Genomic DNA, 17,725 nt, shown 5'->3' on the forward strand with positions numbered 1-17,725 from the left:
AAAGGGTGGCGGGATAGTCCGACCGCCCGCGTGGGAACAGTTGAATCAGCGACCGGGCGGGAAGCACGCGCTCCCCGCCACAAAGACATATGGGGGTCAGAATGCCGCTCGATTGGGACAAGCTGCGGATCTTTCATGCCGCGGCCGAGGCGGGCTCGTTCACGCATGCCGCAGACAAGCTGCATCTTTCTCAATCGGCCATCAGCCGCCAGGTGAGCGCGCTGGAGCAGGATGTCGGCATCAAGCTCTTCCACCGCCATGCCCGCGGCCTCATCCTCACCGAGCAGGGCGAGATCCTCTACCGCACCGCGCACGACGTGCTGATGAAGCTCGAAAGCGTGCGCGTGCAGCTGACGGAAAACACCGAGAAGCCGAGCGGCAAGCTGCGCATCACCACCACGGTCGGCCTCGGCCAGGGCTGGCTGACCGACAAGGTGCAGGAATTCCTCGCGCTCTACCCCGACATGCAGGTGCAGCTCATCCTCGACAACGAGGAGCTGGACGTGAACATGCGCCATGCCGACTGCGCCATCCGCCTGCGCGAACCGCAGCAGTCGGACCTCATCCAGCGCCGGCTCTTCACCGTGCACATGCACATCTATGCCGCGCCCTCCTACATCAACCGCTACGGCGAGCCGCAGTCGATCGATGATCTCGACAACCACAAGATCATCACCTTCGGCGAGCCCGCGCCGAGCTACCTGCTCGATGTGAACTGGCTGGAGATCGCCGGACGCGATTCCGACAATCCGCGCCCTTCCGTCTTGCAGATCAACAGCCAGACCTCGATCAAGCGCGCCTGCCTGCTCGGCATCGGCGTCGCCATGCTGCCCGACTACATCGTGGGGCGCGACCCCGGCCTGCTGCAGCTGCCGCTGAGCGCGGATATCCCCTCCTTCGATACCTATTTCTGCTATCCGAGCGAGATGAAGAATTCCGCCAAGCTCAAGGTTTTCAGAGACTTCATCGTCGCCAAGGCGCGCAACTGGAACTTCTGAGGGAGCGGATTCGGCAGGCCTGCGTCCCATGCATGGCTGGCATGCACATTAAATGATTGATGTATGCCCATAAAACCATCATATCGCACGCAGCTGATGCACTTTGGTGGCTTTTTCCTCCCAGTGCCACCGCACCAGCTGTTCCCCTCTGGAGGTTTTATTACCTTCAAAACTATAAAGGGCCCAAGTTGACCTTGCGGCCCTCTTTTTTTGCCTTCCGTTAACCAAGACGGAATTTTCACGCTTCCTGCAAAACTTGGCACGCGTTTCCCTTGAAGAAGCGGCCTGTCTCCCCCATATTCAATTCAGCCGACGCACTTGCGGTCTTTCTCCTCCCAGTGCCGCGCGTTGGCTGTTCCCCTCTGGAGGTTCTAATACCTTCACACCTGCAGGGCCCAAGCTTCGCTTGTGGCCCTCTTTTTTTGCCTGGACCTCTTGCATCGGAAAACGGCGAACCCAATATCGTTGATATACGATATACTCATCGCTGAACCACGATCGACATGACCGAGCTCGACGCCGACGAAATCCTCAAGGCCCTCGCCCATCCCAAGCGGCTGGAAATCCTCGCCTGGCTGAAGGAGCCGCAGCGGCATTTCGCCGGCCAGGAGCACCCGCTGGATTTCGGCGTCTGCGCCGGCCAGATCGAAAAGCGCTGCGCGCTCTCGCAATCCACCGTCTCCGCCCATCTTGCCACCCTCCAGCGCGCCGGCCTCGTGACGACGCGCAAGGTCGGCCAATGGGTGTTCTTCAAACGCGACGAGGAAAAGATCGCGGCCTTCCTCCACCACATCAACCGCTCGCTTTGAGCGCTCTCCCCAAGCCAGAAGAAGGACTACCATGACCTCGCTTTTCGACCCCCTCAAGATCGGCGACATCCAGCTTGCCAACCGCATCGTCATGGCGCCGCTGACGCGCAACCGTTCGCCGGGCGCCGTGCCGAACACGCTGAATGCCGCCTATTACGAGCAGCGCGCCAGCGCCGGCCTGCTCATCACCGAAGCGACCGCCATCAGCCACCAGGGCCAGGGCTATGCCGACGTGCCGGGCCTCTACAAGCCGGAAGCGCTGGAAGGCTGGAAGGAAGTCACCGATGCCGTGCACAAGGCCGGCGGCAAGATCGTCGTGCAGATGTGGCATGTCGGCCGTATCTCGCATGACACGCTGCAGCCGAACGGCGGCAAGCCGGTCGCCCCGTCGGCGATCCGCGCCAAGTCGAAGACCTATCTCGTCAATGCCGACGGCAGCGGCAGCTTTGCCGAGACCTCCGAGCCGCGCGCGCTGGAGAGAACCGAGCTGCCCGGCATCATCGAGGACTATCGCCGCGCCGCCCGCGCCGCCATCGACGCCGGCTTCGACGGCGTCGAGATCCATGCCGCCAACGGCTACCTGATCGACCAGTTCCTGCGGTCCGGCAGCAACACCCGCACGGACGACTATGGCGGCTCGATCGAGAACCGCGCCCGCCTGCTCTTCGAGGTCGTCGACGCCATCACCGCAGAAATCGGCGCCGGCCGCACCGCGATCCGGATCTCGCCGGTCACACCCGCCAACGATGCCTTCGACCCGAACCCGCAGCCGCTCTTCACCCATGTGGTCGAAGGCCTCGCCAGGTATGGCCTTGCCTATATCCACATCATCGAAGGCGCGACGGGCGGGGCGCGTGACCACCAGCAGGGCGACGCACCCTTCGACTATGCGGCGTTGCGCGCGGCCTACAAGGCCGCCGGCGGCAAGGCGGCCTGGATGGTCAACAACGGCTACGACCGGGCGCTCGCCATCGACGCCGTCGAAAGCGGCAGGGCCGACCTCGTCGCCTTCGGCAAGCTCTTCATCGCCAACCCGGACCTCGTCGAGCGGCTGAAGAACGACACGGTGCTGAACACGCCGGACAAGGATACCTTCTACGGCGGCGGCGCCAGGGGCTACACTGACTATCCGATCCTCGAAAACGTCGCCTGACATTTCTCACCGGGATGCTGCGCAATCCAGCTCCCCGGTGCCTCCTCCCCCGAGGGAGGACAGAACGCCCGCAGTCTCCTCCCTGCGGGCGTTTTCTTTTTGCGCGGCTCGGCTACATCTATTCCAGCACATCTGTCGAAAGGCCGCCCGCCCATGCTCTCCAGCCTGCTGAAGGAACGTTTCCTGTTCGTCGGCCTTGCCGCCGCCCTCCTCGCCTATGCGACGGAGCACAGTCTCCTGGAGATGGGCCGCCTGCCGGTGCTCGTCGCGGCCTTCGCGCTCGTTTCCGCCATCATCCTCGTCTCCACCCGCATCGCCCATCACGCGGAAATCCTCGCCTCGAAGGTGGGCGATCCCTACGGCACGATGATCCTGACTCTGGCGGCGGTGCTGGTGGAGGTCGTGGTGCTGGCGATCATGATGCAGGGCGAGACGTCGCCGACGCTGGTGCGCGACACGATCTATGCCGCCGTGATGCTCGACATCAACGGCATTCTCGGCCTCGCCGCCCTCCTCGGCGGCATCCGCCATGGCGAACAGCCCTACAACGACGATTCGGGAAAGACCTATGGCGTGATGATCCTGACGGCCATGGGCATTTCCATGGTCGTGCCGGAATTCGTGCCGCGCGAAAGCTGGCATCTCTATTCGGCCTTCACCATCGGCGCGATGATCGCGCTCTACGCCCTCTTCCTGCGCATGCAGGTGGGCGCGCACAGCTATTTCTTCAGCTACGCCTATCCGCGCGCCGAACGGAAGGAGGGCCTGCCGAGCAAGGCGCCGGACGACAGCGAGGCGGCGAGCGTCTCGATCGTCATCATCGTCTTCGGCGTGGTGCTGATCGGCGCGCTGGCCGAAGTCATGTCGGTGCTGCTCGCCACCGGCCTCAAGGGCACGGGCGCCCCGCCGGCGCTGATGGCCGTCATCGTCGCGGGGATCTCCGCCGCGCCGGAAATCCTGACGGCGCTGCGCGCCGCGCTCGCCAACCGCATGCAGTCCGTCGTCAACATCGCCATGGGCGCCTCGCTTTCAACGGTCATCCTCACGGTGCCCGTCATGGAGGCGATCGCCCTCTACACCGGCCAGCCTTTCATCATGGCGATGACGCCGGTGCAGACGGTCATGGTGATGATCACGCTGATCGCCGCCGCCATCAACCTCAACGACGGCGAGACGAACGCCATCGAGGGCATGACGCACTTCATCCTCTTCGCCACCTTCGTCATGCTGACGATGATCGGGCTCTAAAGCATTTCCAGCAAACGTGCGCAGCAGCTTTGCGTCCGGAAATGCGTGAAGAGCAAATGCTCCGGGATAGGGGCAAGGGCCGTTACGGCCGGTCGTATTCCCGGGTCAGGCCCTTGTAATATTCGCCGGGATCGTAGCGCAGCGTGCGGGACTTGCCCGGGTTGTTGAAGAAATAGTCGTAGAACGACATGTACTGCGCCCGTTCGCTGACTGCGCTGCCGCGCGGCGCCCGCTCGGCGCCGTTCTCGTAACCGTCCGCGGCAATGGCGGGCGCGGCGACGGCAAGGGCCGCCAGGGCGGTTACGGCGAGTGACTTCATTTTCATGGTCCTGCTCCAGGATTCGCTTTCCCTCAATATCGGCAACGAAAGCGGAAATTTCACGGGGGGACGGCAATAAAAAACCCGCCGTCGCCGGCGGGCCGAATTGTCGAGAAGATCCGCCAGCCTCCCGTCCACCCTCCGGATGCGGTGGCTGGTCCTCGGCTCAAGGCCGAGGACGACGGCAGCGGGCGGGCGGGGTTTGTCGCACCGGCCCTTGCCGGCGGGCTTGGCTCGCCGCTTACGTGCAGGCCGCGCAGAAGCGCTGGATGCGCTTGCAGGCTTCTTCAAGCTGGGCTTCCGAGGTCGCATAGGAGATGCGGAAGTTCGGGCCGAGGCCGAAGGCCGAGCCATGCACGACGGCGACGCCTTCGGCTTCCAGAAGCTCCGAGACGAAGTCCTCGTCCGTCTCGATGACCTTGCCCGACGGCGCGGTCTTGCCGATCAGTCCCTTGCAGGACGGATAGACGTAGAAGGCGCCTTCCGGCGAGGGGCACTCGATGCCCTTGGCCTGGTTGAGCATCGAGACGACGAGGTCGCGGCGGCCCTCGAAGATCTTCTTGTTTGCCGGAATGAAATCCTGCGTGCCGTTGAGCGCCTCGACGGCCGCCCACTGGGCGATCGAGCACGCACCCGACGTCTGCTGGCCCTGGATCATGTCCATGGCCTTGATGAGGGCGAGCGGACCGGCCGCATAGCCGATACGCCAGCCGGTCATCGCATAGGCCTTGGAGACGCCGTTCATGGTCAGCGTGCGGTCGTAGAGGCCGGGCTCGACCTCGACCGGGGTGGCGAACTTGAAGTCGCCGTAGGTCAGGTGCTCGTACATGTCGTCCGTTAGCACCCAGACATGCGGGTGGCGCATCAGCACGTCCGTCAGCGCCTTCAGCTCGTCATGGCTGTAGGCGGCGCCCGAGGGGTTGGACGGCGAGTTGAAGATGAACCACTTAGTCTTCGGCGTGATCGCCTTTTCGAGGTCCTCGGCCTTCAGCTTGAACTTGTTTTCCTGCGTCGTGGCAACGAAGACCGGCGTGCCGCCGCAAAGCGACACCATTTCCGGGTAGGACACCCAGTAGGGCGTCGGGATGACGACTTCATCGCCCGGATTCAGCGTCGCCATGAAGGCGTTGAAAAGAATCTGTTTTCCGCCGGTGCCGACGATCGTCTGCGCGGCGGTGTAGTCGAGGCCGTTCTCGCGCTTGAACTTCCTGGCGATCGCTTCGCGCAGTTCCGGAATGCCGGAGACCGGCGTGTACTTCGTCTCGCCGCGGTTGATCGCGTCGACGGCGGCCTGCTTGATGTTGTCGGGCGTGTCGAAATCCGGCTCGCCAGCACCGAGCCCGATGACGTCACGGCCTTTCGCTTTCAGTTCACGCGCTTTCTGGGAAACGGCGATGGTGGCGGAAGGCTTCACACGGGAAAGGGCGTCGGCAAGAAAGGCCATGATGGAGATGTCCTCATCGGGTTCAAAGACGGCTTGACGCCATGGACCCGGAGCGCCGGCTCCATAGCGGTTAGGTCTATGTCGAATGTGGGCGGGTCTTGCAAGCACGAAGGACGAAAAAAGCGGGAAATGCGGGCTCTACCGCAAAAATTCATGAAGCCCATCAACGGAGGGAATGGATTGCGGGCCTGCCTGGAAAGCGACACACCAATTGGTTGAAATGACGTGCAACAGAAGAGATTTTTACGCGAAGGATTAAGCCGGCATTAACGGGTGTCGCCTATGATCGTGCGGTCGGGACGTCCCAGCGGATGGTGCGCTGCATGAGCGAAAGAAGCATCTTCTCCAATCTCGTCCGGCAGCCGGACGGCGCCTTCGGCGCAGCCTACGGCCCGTTCCTGCTGCAATCCGCCCTCCAGCCGATCTTTTCGGAGCGGCCGGACGGCCGGCTGCAGATCGCCGCGTTCAAGGGCCTGATCCGCGCCAGCGCGGGCGACATGCCCTGCTCCCCGGCGGAATTCTTCGCGCGGGTGCCGGAGGAGGAGCGCACGGCGGTGGACGGGCTTTGCCGCAGCCTGCACATCCTCAACGCCGGCGCGCTCGGCCGGCGCGAGGCCGCGCTGATCATCAATTTCCACGCCGGCCTCTACACGACGCCCCAGGCGATCCGCCAGGAGGTGGAATGGCTGCGGCTCGCCGCGCACGAGGCGGGCCTGCCGCCGGCGCGCATCGCCTGCGAGATCCGCGAGCACCCGCAGGACGAACTCGACATGCTGGCGTCCTTCGCTGCGCGCCTGCACGGCGCCGGCTTTGCCATCGCCATCGACAACTATATGGGCGAGGACCGCGATCTTGCGCGGCTGGAGCGCCTGAAGCCGCAATTCGTCACCTTCGACACCGCCTGGCTGCGCAGCTTTGCCGAAAACTCCGCCGGCCTCGCCCTGTTGCGCGTCGTCATCGGCCAGTTCGCGCACAAGGGCATCCGTGCCATCGTCGGCGGCATCGAGGAACCGGAGATGATCGCGCTGTGCCGCGACATGGGCGGGCCGCTGATGCAGGGCTATCTGCTCGCCCGGCCGGAACCGGCCCCGACGAGCTTCAACCTCACCTTTCCCGAAGGCGACGACGCGCCGGCGCAGGCCCCCGCGGCCGCATCTGCCACGGCAGGCTCCGCGCCGGTGGAAAACCGCGCCACGCGCCCCGTCCGCCAGTTCGGCCGAAGAGGCATCTAGGACGGCGGAGCCGCGCGCTCTATTCGGTCGAACGCACTGAAAATCCGCCTTTTTTACCCTGCCACCTTTTCGCCACAATAAATGTCGGGCCTTGCCGCAATTCGGTCGTCGTCGCGCCGATTTCGGCGGGCTTTTTCGATGCCAAGGCAAGCGAAGGACAGGAGGGGAAAACGATGTTTCTGGATGAAGACAAGATCGGCAGGAAGCCGAAGGCACGCGAGTCCCGCGCCATGTTCCTGATCGCGATGACGGCGCTTGCCGCCTGCGTCGCGATGGTGATCAGCCTGATGTCGCCGCCGGCCGTCGCGCTCGACACGATCAAGACCTCCGGCATCGAAAAGACGGAGCCTCACGTCGAGCCCACGCAAAAGTGAGCCGCCCGCCCCGGCCCCGCCCTTGAAAGCCGCTCGCCTCTGGGCCAGTTAACGGCAGAAGACAGGAGACGGCGATGCGACAGGACAATCGGCCCTTGAAAGGCATTTTGGCGGGCACCGCCGCGACGCTCCTCCTGACCGCGACGCTTCTGGCCTCCCCCGCATCCGCCGCCGAAACCCGCGAAATCCCCAGCAAGAAGGCCGCGCTCGTCGTCGAGACGCTGGCGACGGGCCTGAAACAGCCCTGGTCCGTCGAGGTCCTGCCCGACGGCGCCTACCTCGTTTCCGAAAAGGGCGGCACGCTCCGCCTCGTGCGCGACGGAAAGGTCTCCGCCCCGCTTCGCGGCGTGCCCGAAGTCTCGACCACCGGCCAGGGTGGCCTGCTCGACATCGCGCTCGCCCCGGATTTCGCCAGCAGCCGCACGCTCTACCTGACCTACAGCGCCCGCGGCAATGGCGGCTCCGGCACGGCGGTGGCCAGGGCGAGGCTTTCGGCCGACGGCACGGCGCTGGAGGACACGACGCGCATCTTCCTGATGAACCGCCTCACCGCGCGCGGCCAGCATTTCGGCTCGCGCATCGCCATCGCCGGGGACGGCAGCCTGTTCTTCGGCATCGGCGACCGAGGCCAAGGGCCTCGCGCGCAGGACCCGCGCGACCATGCCGGCGCCATCCTGCACATCAACCCGGACGGCAGCCCGCATGCCGACAACCCGTTCCTCGGCAGTGCCGAGGGGCTGGCAGAGATCTGGTCGAAGGGCCACCGCAACCCGCAGGGCCTGACCATCGACCCGAAGGACGGCACGCTGCTCACCGTCGAGCACGGCGCGCGCGGCGGCGACGAAATCAACGCCCCGCAGCCCGGCCGCAACTATGGCTGGCCCCTCGTCTCCTACGGCAGGCACTATTCCGGCGCGGAGTTCGATCTCGGCTCGGCGGCGGAAGGGTTCGAGCCGCCTCTCTATTATTGGGACCCGTCCATCGCGCCGGGCGCCATCGCCGTCTATCGCGGCGCGATGTTCCCGGAATGGGAGGGCAACCTGATCGTCACCGCCCTCAAATACCAGCTCGTCGCCCGGCTGGAGCGCGATGAAAGCGGCGCCATCGTCGCGGAGGAGCGGATGTTCGGCGGCGAATTCGGCCGTATCCGCGATGTCATCGTGGCGCCCGACGGCGCGCTGCTGCTCGTGACGGACGATACGAACGGCGCGCTGCTGCGCGTCTCGCGCTCGACCACGACGGACTGACATCGTCTGGCCTTGGCCTGTCCGGCCGCGTCCGCCCAAGTATGGCGGCACCGCACATGCACAGCCCTTCCTTCGGCAGCGCAATATAAATCATACGAAAACTGCAAAGCCCCGCAGAGCCTGCGGGTTTTTTCGGCAATCGCCCGGAATTTGACCAAAGTGAGGCGCGGCAAACCGGCGGCAAAACTTTTGCTTGCCAATTTAACGCAAACACATCACTCTTGCGCCGTTCGGGCAATTTGCGAACACGGGAAGACCTTGAATAAAAGCGCGCCGGAGACGCGAAACAATTCCGGGCAGCCAAGATCCGGACGGTCCACGGGACTATCTGGCTGGCTGGCTGCGGTGAAAACAGGACCCTTTCCTCAACCTCGAGAACTGCCTGCCTAACGCCCCTTGGGGCAAAACTGATATGCTGCCCGCCGCCAAATATACGGGCAGAGAGAAAAGGACCTGACGCATGGCCGAGACTGGCACCGTAAAATTCTTCAACACCGAGAAGGGCTTTGGCTTCATCAAGCCCGACAACGGTGGTGCGGATATCTTCGTACACATTTCCGCTGTGCAGGCCTCCGGCCTGAACGGCCTTTCCGAGAACCAGAAGGTAAGCTTCGACACGGAACCCGATCGCCGCGGCAAAGGCCCGAAGGCGGTCAACCTGCAGATCGCCGGCTGATCCAGCGGCTTTCAGGAATTTCAGTTGAAGCCCGGCAGAGATGCCGGGTTTTTTCGTTCAGCCGCCATTCAGCCTCGTTTGTCTAGTTTCCTCGCCATCAGCCGGCATTGGGCCGGAGCGTAGGGAAAGACGTCATGAACAAGTTTCTCAAGACCCTGGTGCTGTCCGCCGCCGTCGCCGCGACGACCCTCACCGCAACGACCGGCATCGTTGAAGCGCGTGACCGCAACCGCGATGGCTACTGGCGCGAAGGCGATACCTATGAATACCGCAAGCCGCGCCGCCATCACCGCGACCGCGACCATGGCCGCGACGCTGTCGTCGGCGGTGCGCTCGGCCTTGCCACCGGCCTGATCATCGGCGGCGCGATCGCCTCCCAGCCGCGCTACGAGGAACGCCGCGTCTATGTCGAGCCGGATTATTACCCCGAGCCCGAGCCGCGCGTGATCTACCGCGAGCGCGTGGTCGTGCCGACCTACGAGCCGTGGACGCAATCCTGGTACGATTACTGCGCCCAGCGCTACCGCTCGTTCAACCCGCGCACCGGCACCTTCGTCGGCTATGACGGGCTGGAACATTTCTGCACCGCCGGCTGAGGCCGGACCGGACCGGCATCGAGAGGCGGGCGCCATCACGGCGCCCGCCTTGGTTTTTTGCCGACCCCAACCGCACTCGCGACGTCATCCTTAGGCATGGCCCGAGGATCCGCCAGCGTGCCCGGAGCATGGATGGCCGGGGCAAGCCCGACCACGACGGAGGAGAGGTTTGGCGGAAATCGTCAACGGCCCGACAGGCGCGGCATAGCGTCCGCCTTGATTTTTTTGGCGACCTCACCCCACCCCCGGCGTCATCCTCGGGCTCGACCCGAGGATCTACCGCGGTGCCCGGAACATGGATGGGTCGTCGGGCCTGACCATAACGGCACGCGCCTTTGTCTTTAAAGCCCGCGCAGGAACGGATTGCTGCGCCGCTCCTCGCCGATCTTGCCGCCCGGCCCGTGCCCGCAGAGGAAGCCGACCTCGTCGCCGAGCGGGAACACCTTGTCGCGGATGGACTCCAGGAGCTGCTGGTGGTTGCCGCCCGGCAGGTCCGTGCGGCCGATCGAGCCGTGGAAGAGCACGTCGCCGAGATGGGCGAAGCCCTGGCCGCGGTGGAAATAGATGACGTGGCCCGGCGCATGGCCGGGCGTGTGGTAGACCTCGAACGTGTGGTCGCCGAAGGATACCGTGTCGCCGTCCTCGAGCCAGCGGTCCGGCACGACATTGCTCACCTTCATCGGCACGCCGAACATCGAGGCCTGCGCCTCCAGCCGCTGCAGCAGCAACAGGTCGTCCTTGTGCGGCCCGACGATATCGACGCCGAGCGCCTCCTTCAGTTCCTTCGCGCCGCCGGCATGATCGATATGGCCATGCGTCAGCCAGATCGCCTTCACCGTGATGCCGTTCTCCTTCAGCGTGTTGAGGATCACGTCGACATCGCCGCCCGGATCGACGACCACGCCCTCCTTGGTCTCGCTGTCGAAGAGAATGGTGCAGTTCTGCTGGAAGGGGGTGACGGGAATGATGCCCGCCTGAAGCATGCCCATGGGGTCCTCGCTCAAAGTGCCGCGTTGCGCCTGATATAGCCATTACGGCGCCGCGCGCAAAGCATGCTGCAGAACGTCAGGTCTTGCGCATAAGCCCTTCAACCGACTCCGGGATCATGCGGCGAGCCACGCGAAAACCGGACGCCCTCAGCGCAGGCTGGCGATCTCCTGTGCGGGGCCGGTCGCCAGCGTCGGCGAGACGGTGGAGAAAAGCAGCGCCACGACGGCGATGTTGACCGCGGCATAGAGGTAGACGACCGGACGGAGGCGATTGGCGACCGGGTTGTCCTGTTTCGGGGTGTTCGTCTGCATGATCCTGTTCCCTGGCTGTCGGCCGTGCTCGGCGCTGTCTCGTTCGTTGTGATCGGTTTCTACAACGGCGGCAGAGTCGGGCGTGTTCCCGCGGGAACAGGGCAACGGGGATCACTGTTGCACACCGGCAACAGTGCTCAGAGCGGCAGCGCCATCGTCTCCTTCAGCGTATCGAGCACGATGGCGGTCTTCACATGCGAAACGGATTCGTGCGGCAGCAGCACATCATTGACGAAGGCCGACAGCGCCTTGAGGTTCGGCACGACCACCTTGATGATATAGTCCATCTCCCCCGTCAGCGAAAAAGCCTCCAGCACTTCCGGCAGGTTGGAGATCAGCCGCGCGAAGCGCACCGCATTGTCGCGGTTGTGCGTCGAAAGCGTCACCGTGACGACGATGACGATGCCGAGATCGAGCTTCTCGCGGTCGAGCTCCGCCCGGTAGGCGCGGATGATGCCCTCCTCCTCCAGCCGGATGCGCCGGCGCGAACATTGCGAGGGGGAAAGATGGATGCGCTCGGACAGTTCGTTGTTCGTCAGGCGCGCATCCTCCTGCAGATGCGCGAGCAGTTTACGGTCGAAGTCGTCCAGTTGCACGGATTTCCCTCCAAGTCTCCATATGATGCACGAAGATCGCATGAAATTGCCAAAGCGCAAGCACTATGCATGCACATTGCATGGAAGACGCGCCATACTTCCCGCCATCACCATCGAGGAGGACGAAGGATGGGCCCTTTCCCGCATGACGCACCGCCGGCGCTGATCACCGCCGACAACCCGGCCGGGACCGACGGGTTCGAGTTCGTCGAATTCGCCCATCCCGAGCCGGAAAAGCTGGAAGAGCTGTTCGCCCGCATGGGCTACAGCAAGGTCGCGACCCACCGCACCAAGGCGATCTCCGTCTGGCGCCAGGGCGACATCAACTATGTCATCAATGCCGAGCCCGGCTCGCACGCCATGACATTCGCCGGCCTGCACGGCCCGTGCGCCGCCTCCATGGCCTGGCGCGTGGTCGATGCGAAACACGCCTTCGCCCATGCCGTCTCCAAGGGCGCGACGCCCTATGAAGGCGACGACAAGGCGCTCGACGTGCCCGCCATCGTCGGCATCGGCGGCTCGCTGCTCTACTTCGTCGAGAAATACGGCGCCAAGGGCTCCGCCTATGACGCGGAATTCGACTGGACGGGCGAGCGCGACCCGAAACCGGCCGGCGTCGGCTTCTACTATCTCGATCACCTCACCCACAATGTCTATCGCGGCAACATGGACAAGTGGTGGGACTTCTACCGCGAGCTGTTCGGCTTCAAGCAGATCCACTTCTTCGACATTGACGGCCGCATCACCGGCCTCGTCTCGCGCGCCATCACCTCGCCCTGCGGCAAGATCCGCATTCCGCTCAACGAATCGAAGGACGAGACGAGCCAGATCGTCGAATACCTGAAGAAGTACAAGGGCGAAGGCATCCAGCACATCGCCGTCGGCACGGACGCGATCTACGACGCCACCGACAGGCTGGCCGACAACGGCGTGAAGTTCATGCCCGGCCCGCCGGACAACTATTACGACCGCTCCTATGTGCGCGTCGTCGGCCATGAAGAGCCGGTCGAGCGCATGAAGAAGCACGGCATCCTGATCGACGGCGAAGGCGTCATCGACGGCGGCATGACGAAGATCCTGCTCCAGATCTTCTCGAAGACCGTAATCGGCCCGATCTTCTTCGAATTCATCCAGCGCAAGGGTGACGAAGGCTTTGGCGAGGGCAACTTCCGGGCGCTCTTCGAATCGATCGAAGAGGATCAGATCCGCCGGGGCGTCATCGCAGCAGAATAACAACCGCGGCAACCAAGCCACTGCGGGGAAGGAAGAGGCGGCCGCTGAGCGGCCGCCTCTTTTCGTTCAAAAAAACTCCGGTGCAGGAGCACACGGGCAAATTGACTTATCCCAGTTTTGTCCGCACGTTGCCGGTGCCGAATTTTTCGGCAACGGGCGCGCGGGCTCCAGGCCGCGCCCCGGTAGCGAGGCAAGTGTCCGGTCCGGATCACTCTCCATTCCGGGCGGACCTTTCGGAGGGGAAGTCATGGAAGCATTGATGCCCATCATCACGCAGCTCATCGCCGGTGCCATTGGCGGCAACGTGGCCGGCGCCGCCCTGAAACAGGCGGCCGTGAGCGCGATCGTCCGCACCATCGTCGGCGCCATCGGTGGTGTCGGTGGCGGCTTTCTCCTGCAGATGCTGGGCGGGGAAGCCGGCCTCTCGGGCCTCGTCGCCGACGGCATCGGCGGCCTCGTCGGCGGCGGCGTGCTGACGGCGATCGTCGGCGCGGTGCTGGGCAAGAAGCCGGCCTGAGCAAACGAAAGGCGGCCCGAAAGGGCCGCCCGGTTCATCACCCGGATTAGCCGCTCACTCCGCGGCGGCGGCGACCGGATACACTTCCTTCATGTAGTCGTTCATCAGCGTTTCGCAGATCGTGCCCGGCGTGAAGCGGTAGGGGCCGATTTCCGAAACCGGCGTCACTTCCGCCGCCGACCCCGTGAGGAAGCACTCGGAGAAGTCCGAAAGCTCTTCCGGCAGGATCGCCCGCTCGACCACCTGGTAGCCGCGGCGCTTGGCAAGCTCGATGACCGTGCGGCGCGTGATGCCGTCGAGGAAGCAGTCCGGCACCGGCGTGTGGATGACGCCGTCCTTGACGAAGAAGATGTTGGCACCCGTGGCCTCCGCCACCTGGCCGCGATAGTCGAGCATCATCGCATCCGCATAGCCCTTTGCTTCGGCGGCGTGCTTGGAGATCGTGCAGATCATGTAGAGGCCGGCGGCCTTCGACTTCGAGGGCGCGGTCCTCGGGTCGGGACGACGGTACTCGGCGATGTCGAGGCGGATGCCCTTCAGCTTTTCGGCCGGGTTGAAGTAGCTGCCCCACTGCCAGATGGCGATGGCGACGTTGATGCGGTTGTTCTGCGCCGAAACGCCCATCATCTCCGAGCCGCGCCAGGCGATCGGCCGCGCATAGGCCTCGGAAAAGCCCTGGCGCTTCAGGAGCTCGATGCTCGCCGCGTCCAGCTCTTCCACGGAATAGGGAATCTTGAAGCCGAGGATCTCGGCGGACGTGTGCAGGCGCTGGTTATGCTCGGTGAGCTTGAAGATGCGCCCGCCATAGGCGCGCTCGCCTTCGAACACCGCGCTCGCATAGTGCAGGCCGTGCGTCAGCACGTGGATCTTCGCGTCCTTCCAGTCGACGAACTCGCCGTTGAACCAGATTTGTCCGTCCAGTTGATCGAAAGGAACTGCCATCGTCTCATCCTCCGGCGCGTCCGCGCCATTCTTTCAAGTTGATTGTTTCGCCCGTTACGGTCTAACCAGAAACGGGCCTGGATTACCCGATCATAAGCGTAATCCAGATTGGGGATCGGAAAAACACCGGATTTCTTCGGCGCCCGGGAACCGCACGATGCGCGGGACCCTAACAAGGGTGGTAAAATATGTCAACAAAGCTGACATATTTTGCTATAAATTACGCGGAGACGGCAAGGCATGAAAGGAAATGACAACGTGGCGCGACAGATGCCGGACAAGAACGGCGTGAGCGAGCTGCACCACGACGCCATGACGGGCGGCGGCCGCATCGATTTCGAGATCATCGAGGGCTTCTTCTTCGCCTATCGCGACTTCATTTCCGATCCCGACGCGATCCTGGAAAAGAGCGGCTTCGGCCGTGCCCATCACCGGGTCGTGCACTTCGTCAACCGCGAGCCCGGCATGACGGTCGCCGACCTGCTCGACACGCTGAAGATCACCAAGCAGAGCCTGGCGCGCGTCTTGAAGCAGCTCATCGATTCCGGCTATATCCAGCAGGTGGCCGGCCCCGAAGACCGCCGCCAGCGCAAGCTCTATCCGACGCGGGCCGGACGGGAGCTGGCACTGGCGCTCGCCGAGCCGCAATCCCGCCGCATCGCCCGTGCATTTGAGGCGATGAGCGCGGACGAGCGCCGGGTGGTGATCCAGTTCCTCACCGGCATGCAGAACGCCAAGAGCGAATGAACGACTGAAAAGCAGAAAAGGCAGGACAGACGATGACCGCTGCCGGCACGCCTTCCGACGATGCATCCCATCTCCTCGTCGTCGACGACGACACCCGCATCCGCGATCTGCTCAACCGCTACCTGATGGGCGAGGGTTTTCGCGTCACCGTCGCCGCCGATGCGGACGAGGCGCGGCGCAAGCTGCGCGGGCTCGACTTCGACCTCATCATCATGGACGTGATGATGCCCGGTGAAAGCGGCCTGTCGCTGACGAAGAGCCTGCGCGAAATCCGCCCCGTGCCGATCCTGATGCTGACGGCGCTCGCCGAATCGAAGGCCCGCATCGAGGGCCTCGAGGCCGGCGCCGACGACTACCTCTCCAAGCCCTTCGAGCCGCGCGAACTGGTGCTGCGCATCAACAACATCCTGAAGCGCAACGCCGCGCCGGTGACGCCGAAGATCGAACAGGTCATGTTCGGCCCCTACACCTTCTCCATCGTGCGCAAGGAGCTGAAGCGCGGCAGCGACGCCATCCGCCTCACCGACCGCGAACAGGAGATCATGCTGCTGTTCTCGCTGCGCGCGGGCGAGACCATTCCGCGCCACGAGCTGATCGGCGAAGAAACAGAAGTGGGCGAACGCACAATCGACGTGCAGATCAATCGCTTGAGGCGTAAGATCGAGGACGACCCGTCCAACCCGGTGTGGCTGCAGACCGTACGCGGCATCGGCTATCGATTGAGCGTGGAGCAAGGCTGACCGTGCGCTGCCGAGTCCAATTCAAGAAGAGGTTCAACGCGGCTTTCCGCGCGCATCCGCATGATGAAGGCCTTGCGGCAAGGTCTTGGCGCGACTCAGACAATCGTCGCTGCACCATCGTGGAAAATCCGGTCCCATGACCACCTTCGAGAGCTTCAAGCGGGATATCGAACGCGCGCCGGCGGCCGGCTGGAAGCGCCTTGCCCGCTGGCTGCGCCGGCAGATGCCGACGGGCCTCTATGCCCGCTCGCTGCTCATCATCATCATCCCGATGGTGCTGCTCCAGTCGGTCGTCGCCTTCGTCTTCATGGAGCGCCACTGGCAGCTCGTCACCCAGCGCCTTTCGACGGCCGTCACCCGCGACATCGCCGCCATCATCGATCTCATCGACACCTATCCGCAGGATGCCAACTATTCCGAGATCACGCGCATCGCGCGCGAGCGGCTGGAGCTCAACATCGCCATCGAGCCCGGCACGGAACTGCCCGCCCCGCGCACCAAACCCTTCTTCAACATCCTCGACGAGATCCTGAGCGAGGAGATCGTGCGGCAGATCCGCCGCCCGTTCTGGATCGACACGGTCGGCGAAAGCAATCTCGTCGAAATCCGCATCCTGCTCGACAACAAGATCCTGCGCGTCTATGCGCGGCGCAACCAGGCCTATGCCTCGAACACGCATATCTTCCTGCTCTGGATGGTCGGCACCTCGCTGGTGCTGATCACCATCTCCATCCTCTTCCTGCGCGGCCAGATCCGGCCGATCCTGACGCTGGCGCAGGCGGCGGAGAGCTTCGGCAAGGGCCAGAAGATGCCGGAGGACTTCGCGCCGCGCGGGGCGGACGAGGTGCGCCGCGCCGGCCTTGCCTTCATCCTCATGCGCGAGCGCATCGAGCGGCAGATGGAGCAGCGCACGGCCATGCTGACCGGCGTCAGCCACGACCTGCGCACCATCCTCACCCGCTTCAAGCTGCAGCTCGCGCTTGCCGGCGACAATCCCGACCTGCAGGGCCTCAACAAGGATGTCGCGGACATGCAGACCATGCTCGAGGGATACCTCTCCTTCGCGCGCGGCGACGTGGAGGAGGACGTCGGCCGGCTGCGGCTCACCGACCTCTTCGACAAGTTCGCCATGGAGGCGGAGTTGCACGAACGCGCCTTCTCCAGCGAGATCGACGGCGAGGACGAGGTCATGGTGCGGCCGAACGCCTTCAGCCGCCTCGTCGGAAACCTCGTCTCCAATTCCATGCGCTATGCCAAGACCGTGCATGTCGAGGCGCGCCACCGCTCGAAATGGCTGACCATCACCGTCGACGACGACGGCCCCGGCATTCCCGAGCGCTCGCGCGACGATGTGTTCAAGCCGTTCTTCCGGCTCGACGAGGCGCGCAATCTCGATGCATCGGGTACCGGCCTCGGCCTTGCCATCGCCCGCGACATCGCCCGCAGCCACGGCGGCAATGTCACGCTGTCGGACAGCCCGATGGGCGGCCTTCGCGCGACGATCCGCATTCCCGCATAGGGCATTTCCAGCCGAACCGGCATCGCTTCGTTGC

20 protein-coding genes are annotated in these 17,725 nt (G+C 64.2%); 14 read left to right on the plus strand and 6 right to left on the minus strand.

All coding sequences use genetic code 11. The features are described 5' to 3' along the window. Positions 1-101: 101 nt before the first annotated feature. From MUU56_RS09095 to MUU56_RS09110, 4 genes are all read left to right on the plus strand, one after another. Entirely contained in the window at positions 102-998 is an 897-nt protein-coding gene (locus MUU56_RS09095) for a LysR family transcriptional regulator VtlR (protein ID WP_244766984.1), read from the plus strand. A gap of 503 nt (positions 999-1,501) precedes the next feature. After that, positions 1,502-1,807: an ArsR/SmtB family transcription factor gene (locus MUU56_RS09100; RefSeq protein ID WP_244766985.1), complete on the plus strand. Its 306-nt coding sequence runs from the start codon at positions 1,502-1,504 to the stop codon at positions 1,805-1,807. A 31-nt stretch (positions 1,808-1,838) separates the two neighbouring features. Then, positions 1,839-2,960: an alkene reductase gene (locus tag MUU56_RS09105; RefSeq protein ID WP_244766986.1), complete on the plus strand. Its 1,122-nt coding sequence runs from the start codon at positions 1,839-1,841 to the stop codon at positions 2,958-2,960. A 153-nt stretch (positions 2,961-3,113) separates the two neighbouring features. Continuing rightward, complete coding sequence (locus MUU56_RS09110; protein WP_244766987.1) at positions 3,114-4,208, plus strand: calcium:cation antiporter; 1,095 nt, start codon at positions 3,114-3,116, stop codon at positions 4,206-4,208. An 82-nt stretch (positions 4,209-4,290) separates the two neighbouring features. On the opposite strand, the gene MUU56_RS09115 is transcribed toward MUU56_RS09110, so the two are convergent. Then, complete coding sequence (locus tag MUU56_RS09115; protein ID WP_244766988.1) at positions 4,291-4,533, minus strand: hypothetical protein; 243 nt, start codon at positions 4,531-4,533, stop codon at positions 4,291-4,293. Positions 4,534-4,768: 235 nt separating this feature from the next. Then, positions 4,769-5,971: a pyridoxal phosphate-dependent aminotransferase gene (locus MUU56_RS09120; protein ID WP_244766989.1), complete on the minus strand. Its 1,203-nt coding sequence runs from the start codon at positions 5,969-5,971 to the stop codon at positions 4,769-4,771. 323 nt (positions 5,972-6,294) lie between these two features. Here MUU56_RS09120 and MUU56_RS09125 point away from each other — a divergent pair, with 323 nt between their 5' ends. The 5 genes from MUU56_RS09125 (at position 6,295) to MUU56_RS09145 (ending at position 10,096) form a co-directional block, all read left to right on the plus strand. After that, a complete protein-coding gene (locus tag MUU56_RS09125) occupies positions 6,295-7,203 on the plus strand; it encodes an EAL domain-containing protein (RefSeq protein WP_244766990.1) in 909 nt (302 codons plus the stop codon). A gap of 173 nt (positions 7,204-7,376) precedes the next feature. Beyond that, on the plus strand, positions 7,377-7,577 hold the full coding sequence (locus MUU56_RS09130) for a hypothetical protein (protein ID WP_244766991.1): 201 nt from the start codon (positions 7,377-7,379) through the stop codon (positions 7,575-7,577). Positions 7,578-7,672: 95 nt separating this feature from the next. Next, the gene (locus tag MUU56_RS09135) at positions 7,673-8,824 is read left to right on the plus strand and encodes a PQQ-dependent sugar dehydrogenase (protein ID WP_280530987.1); all 1,152 of its coding nucleotides are present in this window, start codon (positions 7,673-7,675) and stop codon (positions 8,822-8,824) included. Positions 8,825-9,284: 460 nt separating this feature from the next. Continuing rightward, positions 9,285-9,500: a cold-shock protein gene (locus MUU56_RS09140; RefSeq protein WP_064330734.1), complete on the plus strand. Its 216-nt coding sequence runs from the start codon at positions 9,285-9,287 to the stop codon at positions 9,498-9,500. 134 nt (positions 9,501-9,634) lie between these two features. Further along, positions 9,635-10,096 carry a BA14K family protein gene (locus MUU56_RS09145; RefSeq protein WP_244766992.1) on the plus strand — a complete coding sequence of 154 codons (462 nt, stop codon included), beginning with the start codon at positions 9,635-9,637 and terminating at the stop codon, positions 10,094-10,096. A gap of 341 nt (positions 10,097-10,437) precedes the next feature. Here MUU56_RS09145 and MUU56_RS09150 read toward each other — a convergent pair whose 3' ends face one another. From MUU56_RS09150 to MUU56_RS09160, 3 genes are all read right to left on the minus strand, one after another. Continuing rightward, on the minus strand, positions 10,438-11,079 hold the full coding sequence (locus MUU56_RS09150) for an MBL fold metallo-hydrolase (protein ID WP_244767159.1): 642 nt from the start codon (positions 11,077-11,079) through the stop codon (positions 10,438-10,440). 153 nt (positions 11,080-11,232) lie between these two features. Continuing rightward, positions 11,233-11,397: a hypothetical protein gene (locus tag MUU56_RS09155; RefSeq protein WP_244766993.1), complete on the minus strand. Its 165-nt coding sequence runs from the start codon at positions 11,395-11,397 to the stop codon at positions 11,233-11,235. 137 nt (positions 11,398-11,534) lie between these two features. Beyond that, complete coding sequence (locus tag MUU56_RS09160) at positions 11,535-12,035, minus strand: Lrp/AsnC family transcriptional regulator (protein WP_244766994.1); 501 nt, start codon at positions 12,033-12,035, stop codon at positions 11,535-11,537. A gap of 87 nt (positions 12,036-12,122) precedes the next feature. Here MUU56_RS09160 and hppD point away from each other — a divergent pair, with 87 nt between their 5' ends. Together hppD and MUU56_RS09170 are read left to right on the plus strand one after the other, a co-directional pair. Beyond that, a complete protein-coding gene (gene hppD, locus MUU56_RS09165; protein ID WP_244766995.1) occupies positions 12,123-13,226 on the plus strand; it encodes a 4-hydroxyphenylpyruvate dioxygenase in 1,104 nt (367 codons plus the stop codon). A 247-nt stretch (positions 13,227-13,473) separates the two neighbouring features. Then, positions 13,474-13,743 carry a hypothetical protein gene (locus MUU56_RS09170; protein ID WP_244766996.1) on the plus strand — a complete coding sequence of 90 codons (270 nt, stop codon included), beginning with the start codon at positions 13,474-13,476 and terminating at the stop codon, positions 13,741-13,743. Between the two features lie 54 nt (positions 13,744-13,797). Here the strand turns inward: MUU56_RS09170 and MUU56_RS09175 are convergent, their stop codons facing one another. Next, positions 13,798-14,685, minus strand: coding sequence for a branched-chain amino acid aminotransferase (locus MUU56_RS09175; RefSeq protein WP_244766997.1), 888 nt, complete (start codon positions 14,683-14,685; stop codon positions 13,798-13,800). A gap of 270 nt (positions 14,686-14,955) precedes the next feature. Between MUU56_RS09175 and MUU56_RS09180 the strand changes: the two genes are divergently transcribed. The 3 genes from MUU56_RS09180 (at position 14,956) to MUU56_RS09190 (ending at position 17,691) form a co-directional block, all read left to right on the plus strand. Beyond that, positions 14,956-15,432 (plus strand): MarR family winged helix-turn-helix transcriptional regulator, encoded by a 477-nt coding sequence (locus tag MUU56_RS09180; RefSeq protein WP_244767160.1) that lies wholly within the window; start codon positions 14,956-14,958, stop codon positions 15,430-15,432. Between the two features lie 32 nt (positions 15,433-15,464). Then, on the plus strand, positions 15,465-16,172 hold the full coding sequence (locus tag MUU56_RS09185; protein ID WP_244766998.1) for a response regulator: 708 nt from the start codon (positions 15,465-15,467) through the stop codon (positions 16,170-16,172). 136 nt (positions 16,173-16,308) lie between these two features. After that, a complete protein-coding gene (locus MUU56_RS09190; RefSeq protein ID WP_244766999.1) occupies positions 16,309-17,691 on the plus strand; it encodes an ATP-binding protein in 1,383 nt (460 codons plus the stop codon). Positions 17,692-17,725 lie beyond the last annotated feature (34 nt).

This window comes from Shinella yambaruensis (genome assembly GCF_022899355.1).
Taxonomy (GTDB): domain Bacteria; phylum Pseudomonadota; class Alphaproteobacteria; order Rhizobiales; family Rhizobiaceae; genus Shinella; species Shinella yambaruensis.

Coding starts and splice junctions, on each gene's coding strand:
- MUU56_RS09095 (WP_244766984.1), top strand. CDS start 102: ATGCCGCTCGATTGGGACAAGCTGCGGATCTTTCATGCCGCGGCCGAG.
- MUU56_RS09100 (WP_244766985.1), top strand. CDS start 1,502: ATGACCGAGCTCGACGCCGACGAAATCCTCAAGGCCCTCGCCCATCCC.
- MUU56_RS09105 (WP_244766986.1), top strand. CDS start 1,839: ATGACCTCGCTTTTCGACCCCCTCAAGATCGGCGACATCCAGCTTGCC.
- MUU56_RS09110 (WP_244766987.1), top strand. CDS start 3,114: ATGCTCTCCAGCCTGCTGAAGGAACGTTTCCTGTTCGTCGGCCTTGCC.
- MUU56_RS09115 (WP_244766988.1), bottom strand. CDS start 4,533: ATGAAAATGAAGTCACTCGCCGTAACCGCCCTGGCGGCCCTTGCCGTC.
- MUU56_RS09120 (WP_244766989.1), bottom strand. CDS start 5,971: ATGGCCTTTCTTGCCGACGCCCTTTCCCGTGTGAAGCCTTCCGCCACC.
- MUU56_RS09125 (WP_244766990.1), top strand. CDS start 6,295: ATGAGCGAAAGAAGCATCTTCTCCAATCTCGTCCGGCAGCCGGACGGC.
- MUU56_RS09130 (WP_244766991.1), top strand. CDS start 7,377: ATGTTTCTGGATGAAGACAAGATCGGCAGGAAGCCGAAGGCACGCGAG.
- MUU56_RS09140 (WP_064330734.1), top strand. CDS start 9,285: ATGGCCGAGACTGGCACCGTAAAATTCTTCAACACCGAGAAGGGCTTT.
- MUU56_RS09145 (WP_244766992.1), top strand. CDS start 9,635: ATGAACAAGTTTCTCAAGACCCTGGTGCTGTCCGCCGCCGTCGCCGCG.
- MUU56_RS09150 (WP_244767159.1), bottom strand. CDS start 11,079: ATGCTTCAGGCGGGCATCATTCCCGTCACCCCCTTCCAGCAGAACTGC.
- MUU56_RS09155 (WP_244766993.1), bottom strand. CDS start 11,397: ATGCAGACGAACACCCCGAAACAGGACAACCCGGTCGCCAATCGCCTC.
- MUU56_RS09160 (WP_244766994.1), bottom strand. CDS start 12,035: ATGCGATCTTCGTGCATCATATGGAGACTTGGAGGGAAATCCGTGCAA.
- hppD (WP_244766995.1), top strand. CDS start 12,123: ATGGGCCCTTTCCCGCATGACGCACCGCCGGCGCTGATCACCGCCGAC.
- MUU56_RS09170 (WP_244766996.1), top strand. CDS start 13,474: ATGGAAGCATTGATGCCCATCATCACGCAGCTCATCGCCGGTGCCATT.
- MUU56_RS09175 (WP_244766997.1), bottom strand. CDS start 14,685: ATGGCAGTTCCTTTCGATCAACTGGACGGACAAATCTGGTTCAACGGC.
- MUU56_RS09180 (WP_244767160.1), top strand. CDS start 14,956: ATGCCGGACAAGAACGGCGTGAGCGAGCTGCACCACGACGCCATGACG.
- MUU56_RS09185 (WP_244766998.1), top strand. CDS start 15,465: ATGACCGCTGCCGGCACGCCTTCCGACGATGCATCCCATCTCCTCGTC.
- MUU56_RS09190 (WP_244766999.1), top strand. CDS start 16,309: ATGACCACCTTCGAGAGCTTCAAGCGGGATATCGAACGCGCGCCGGCG.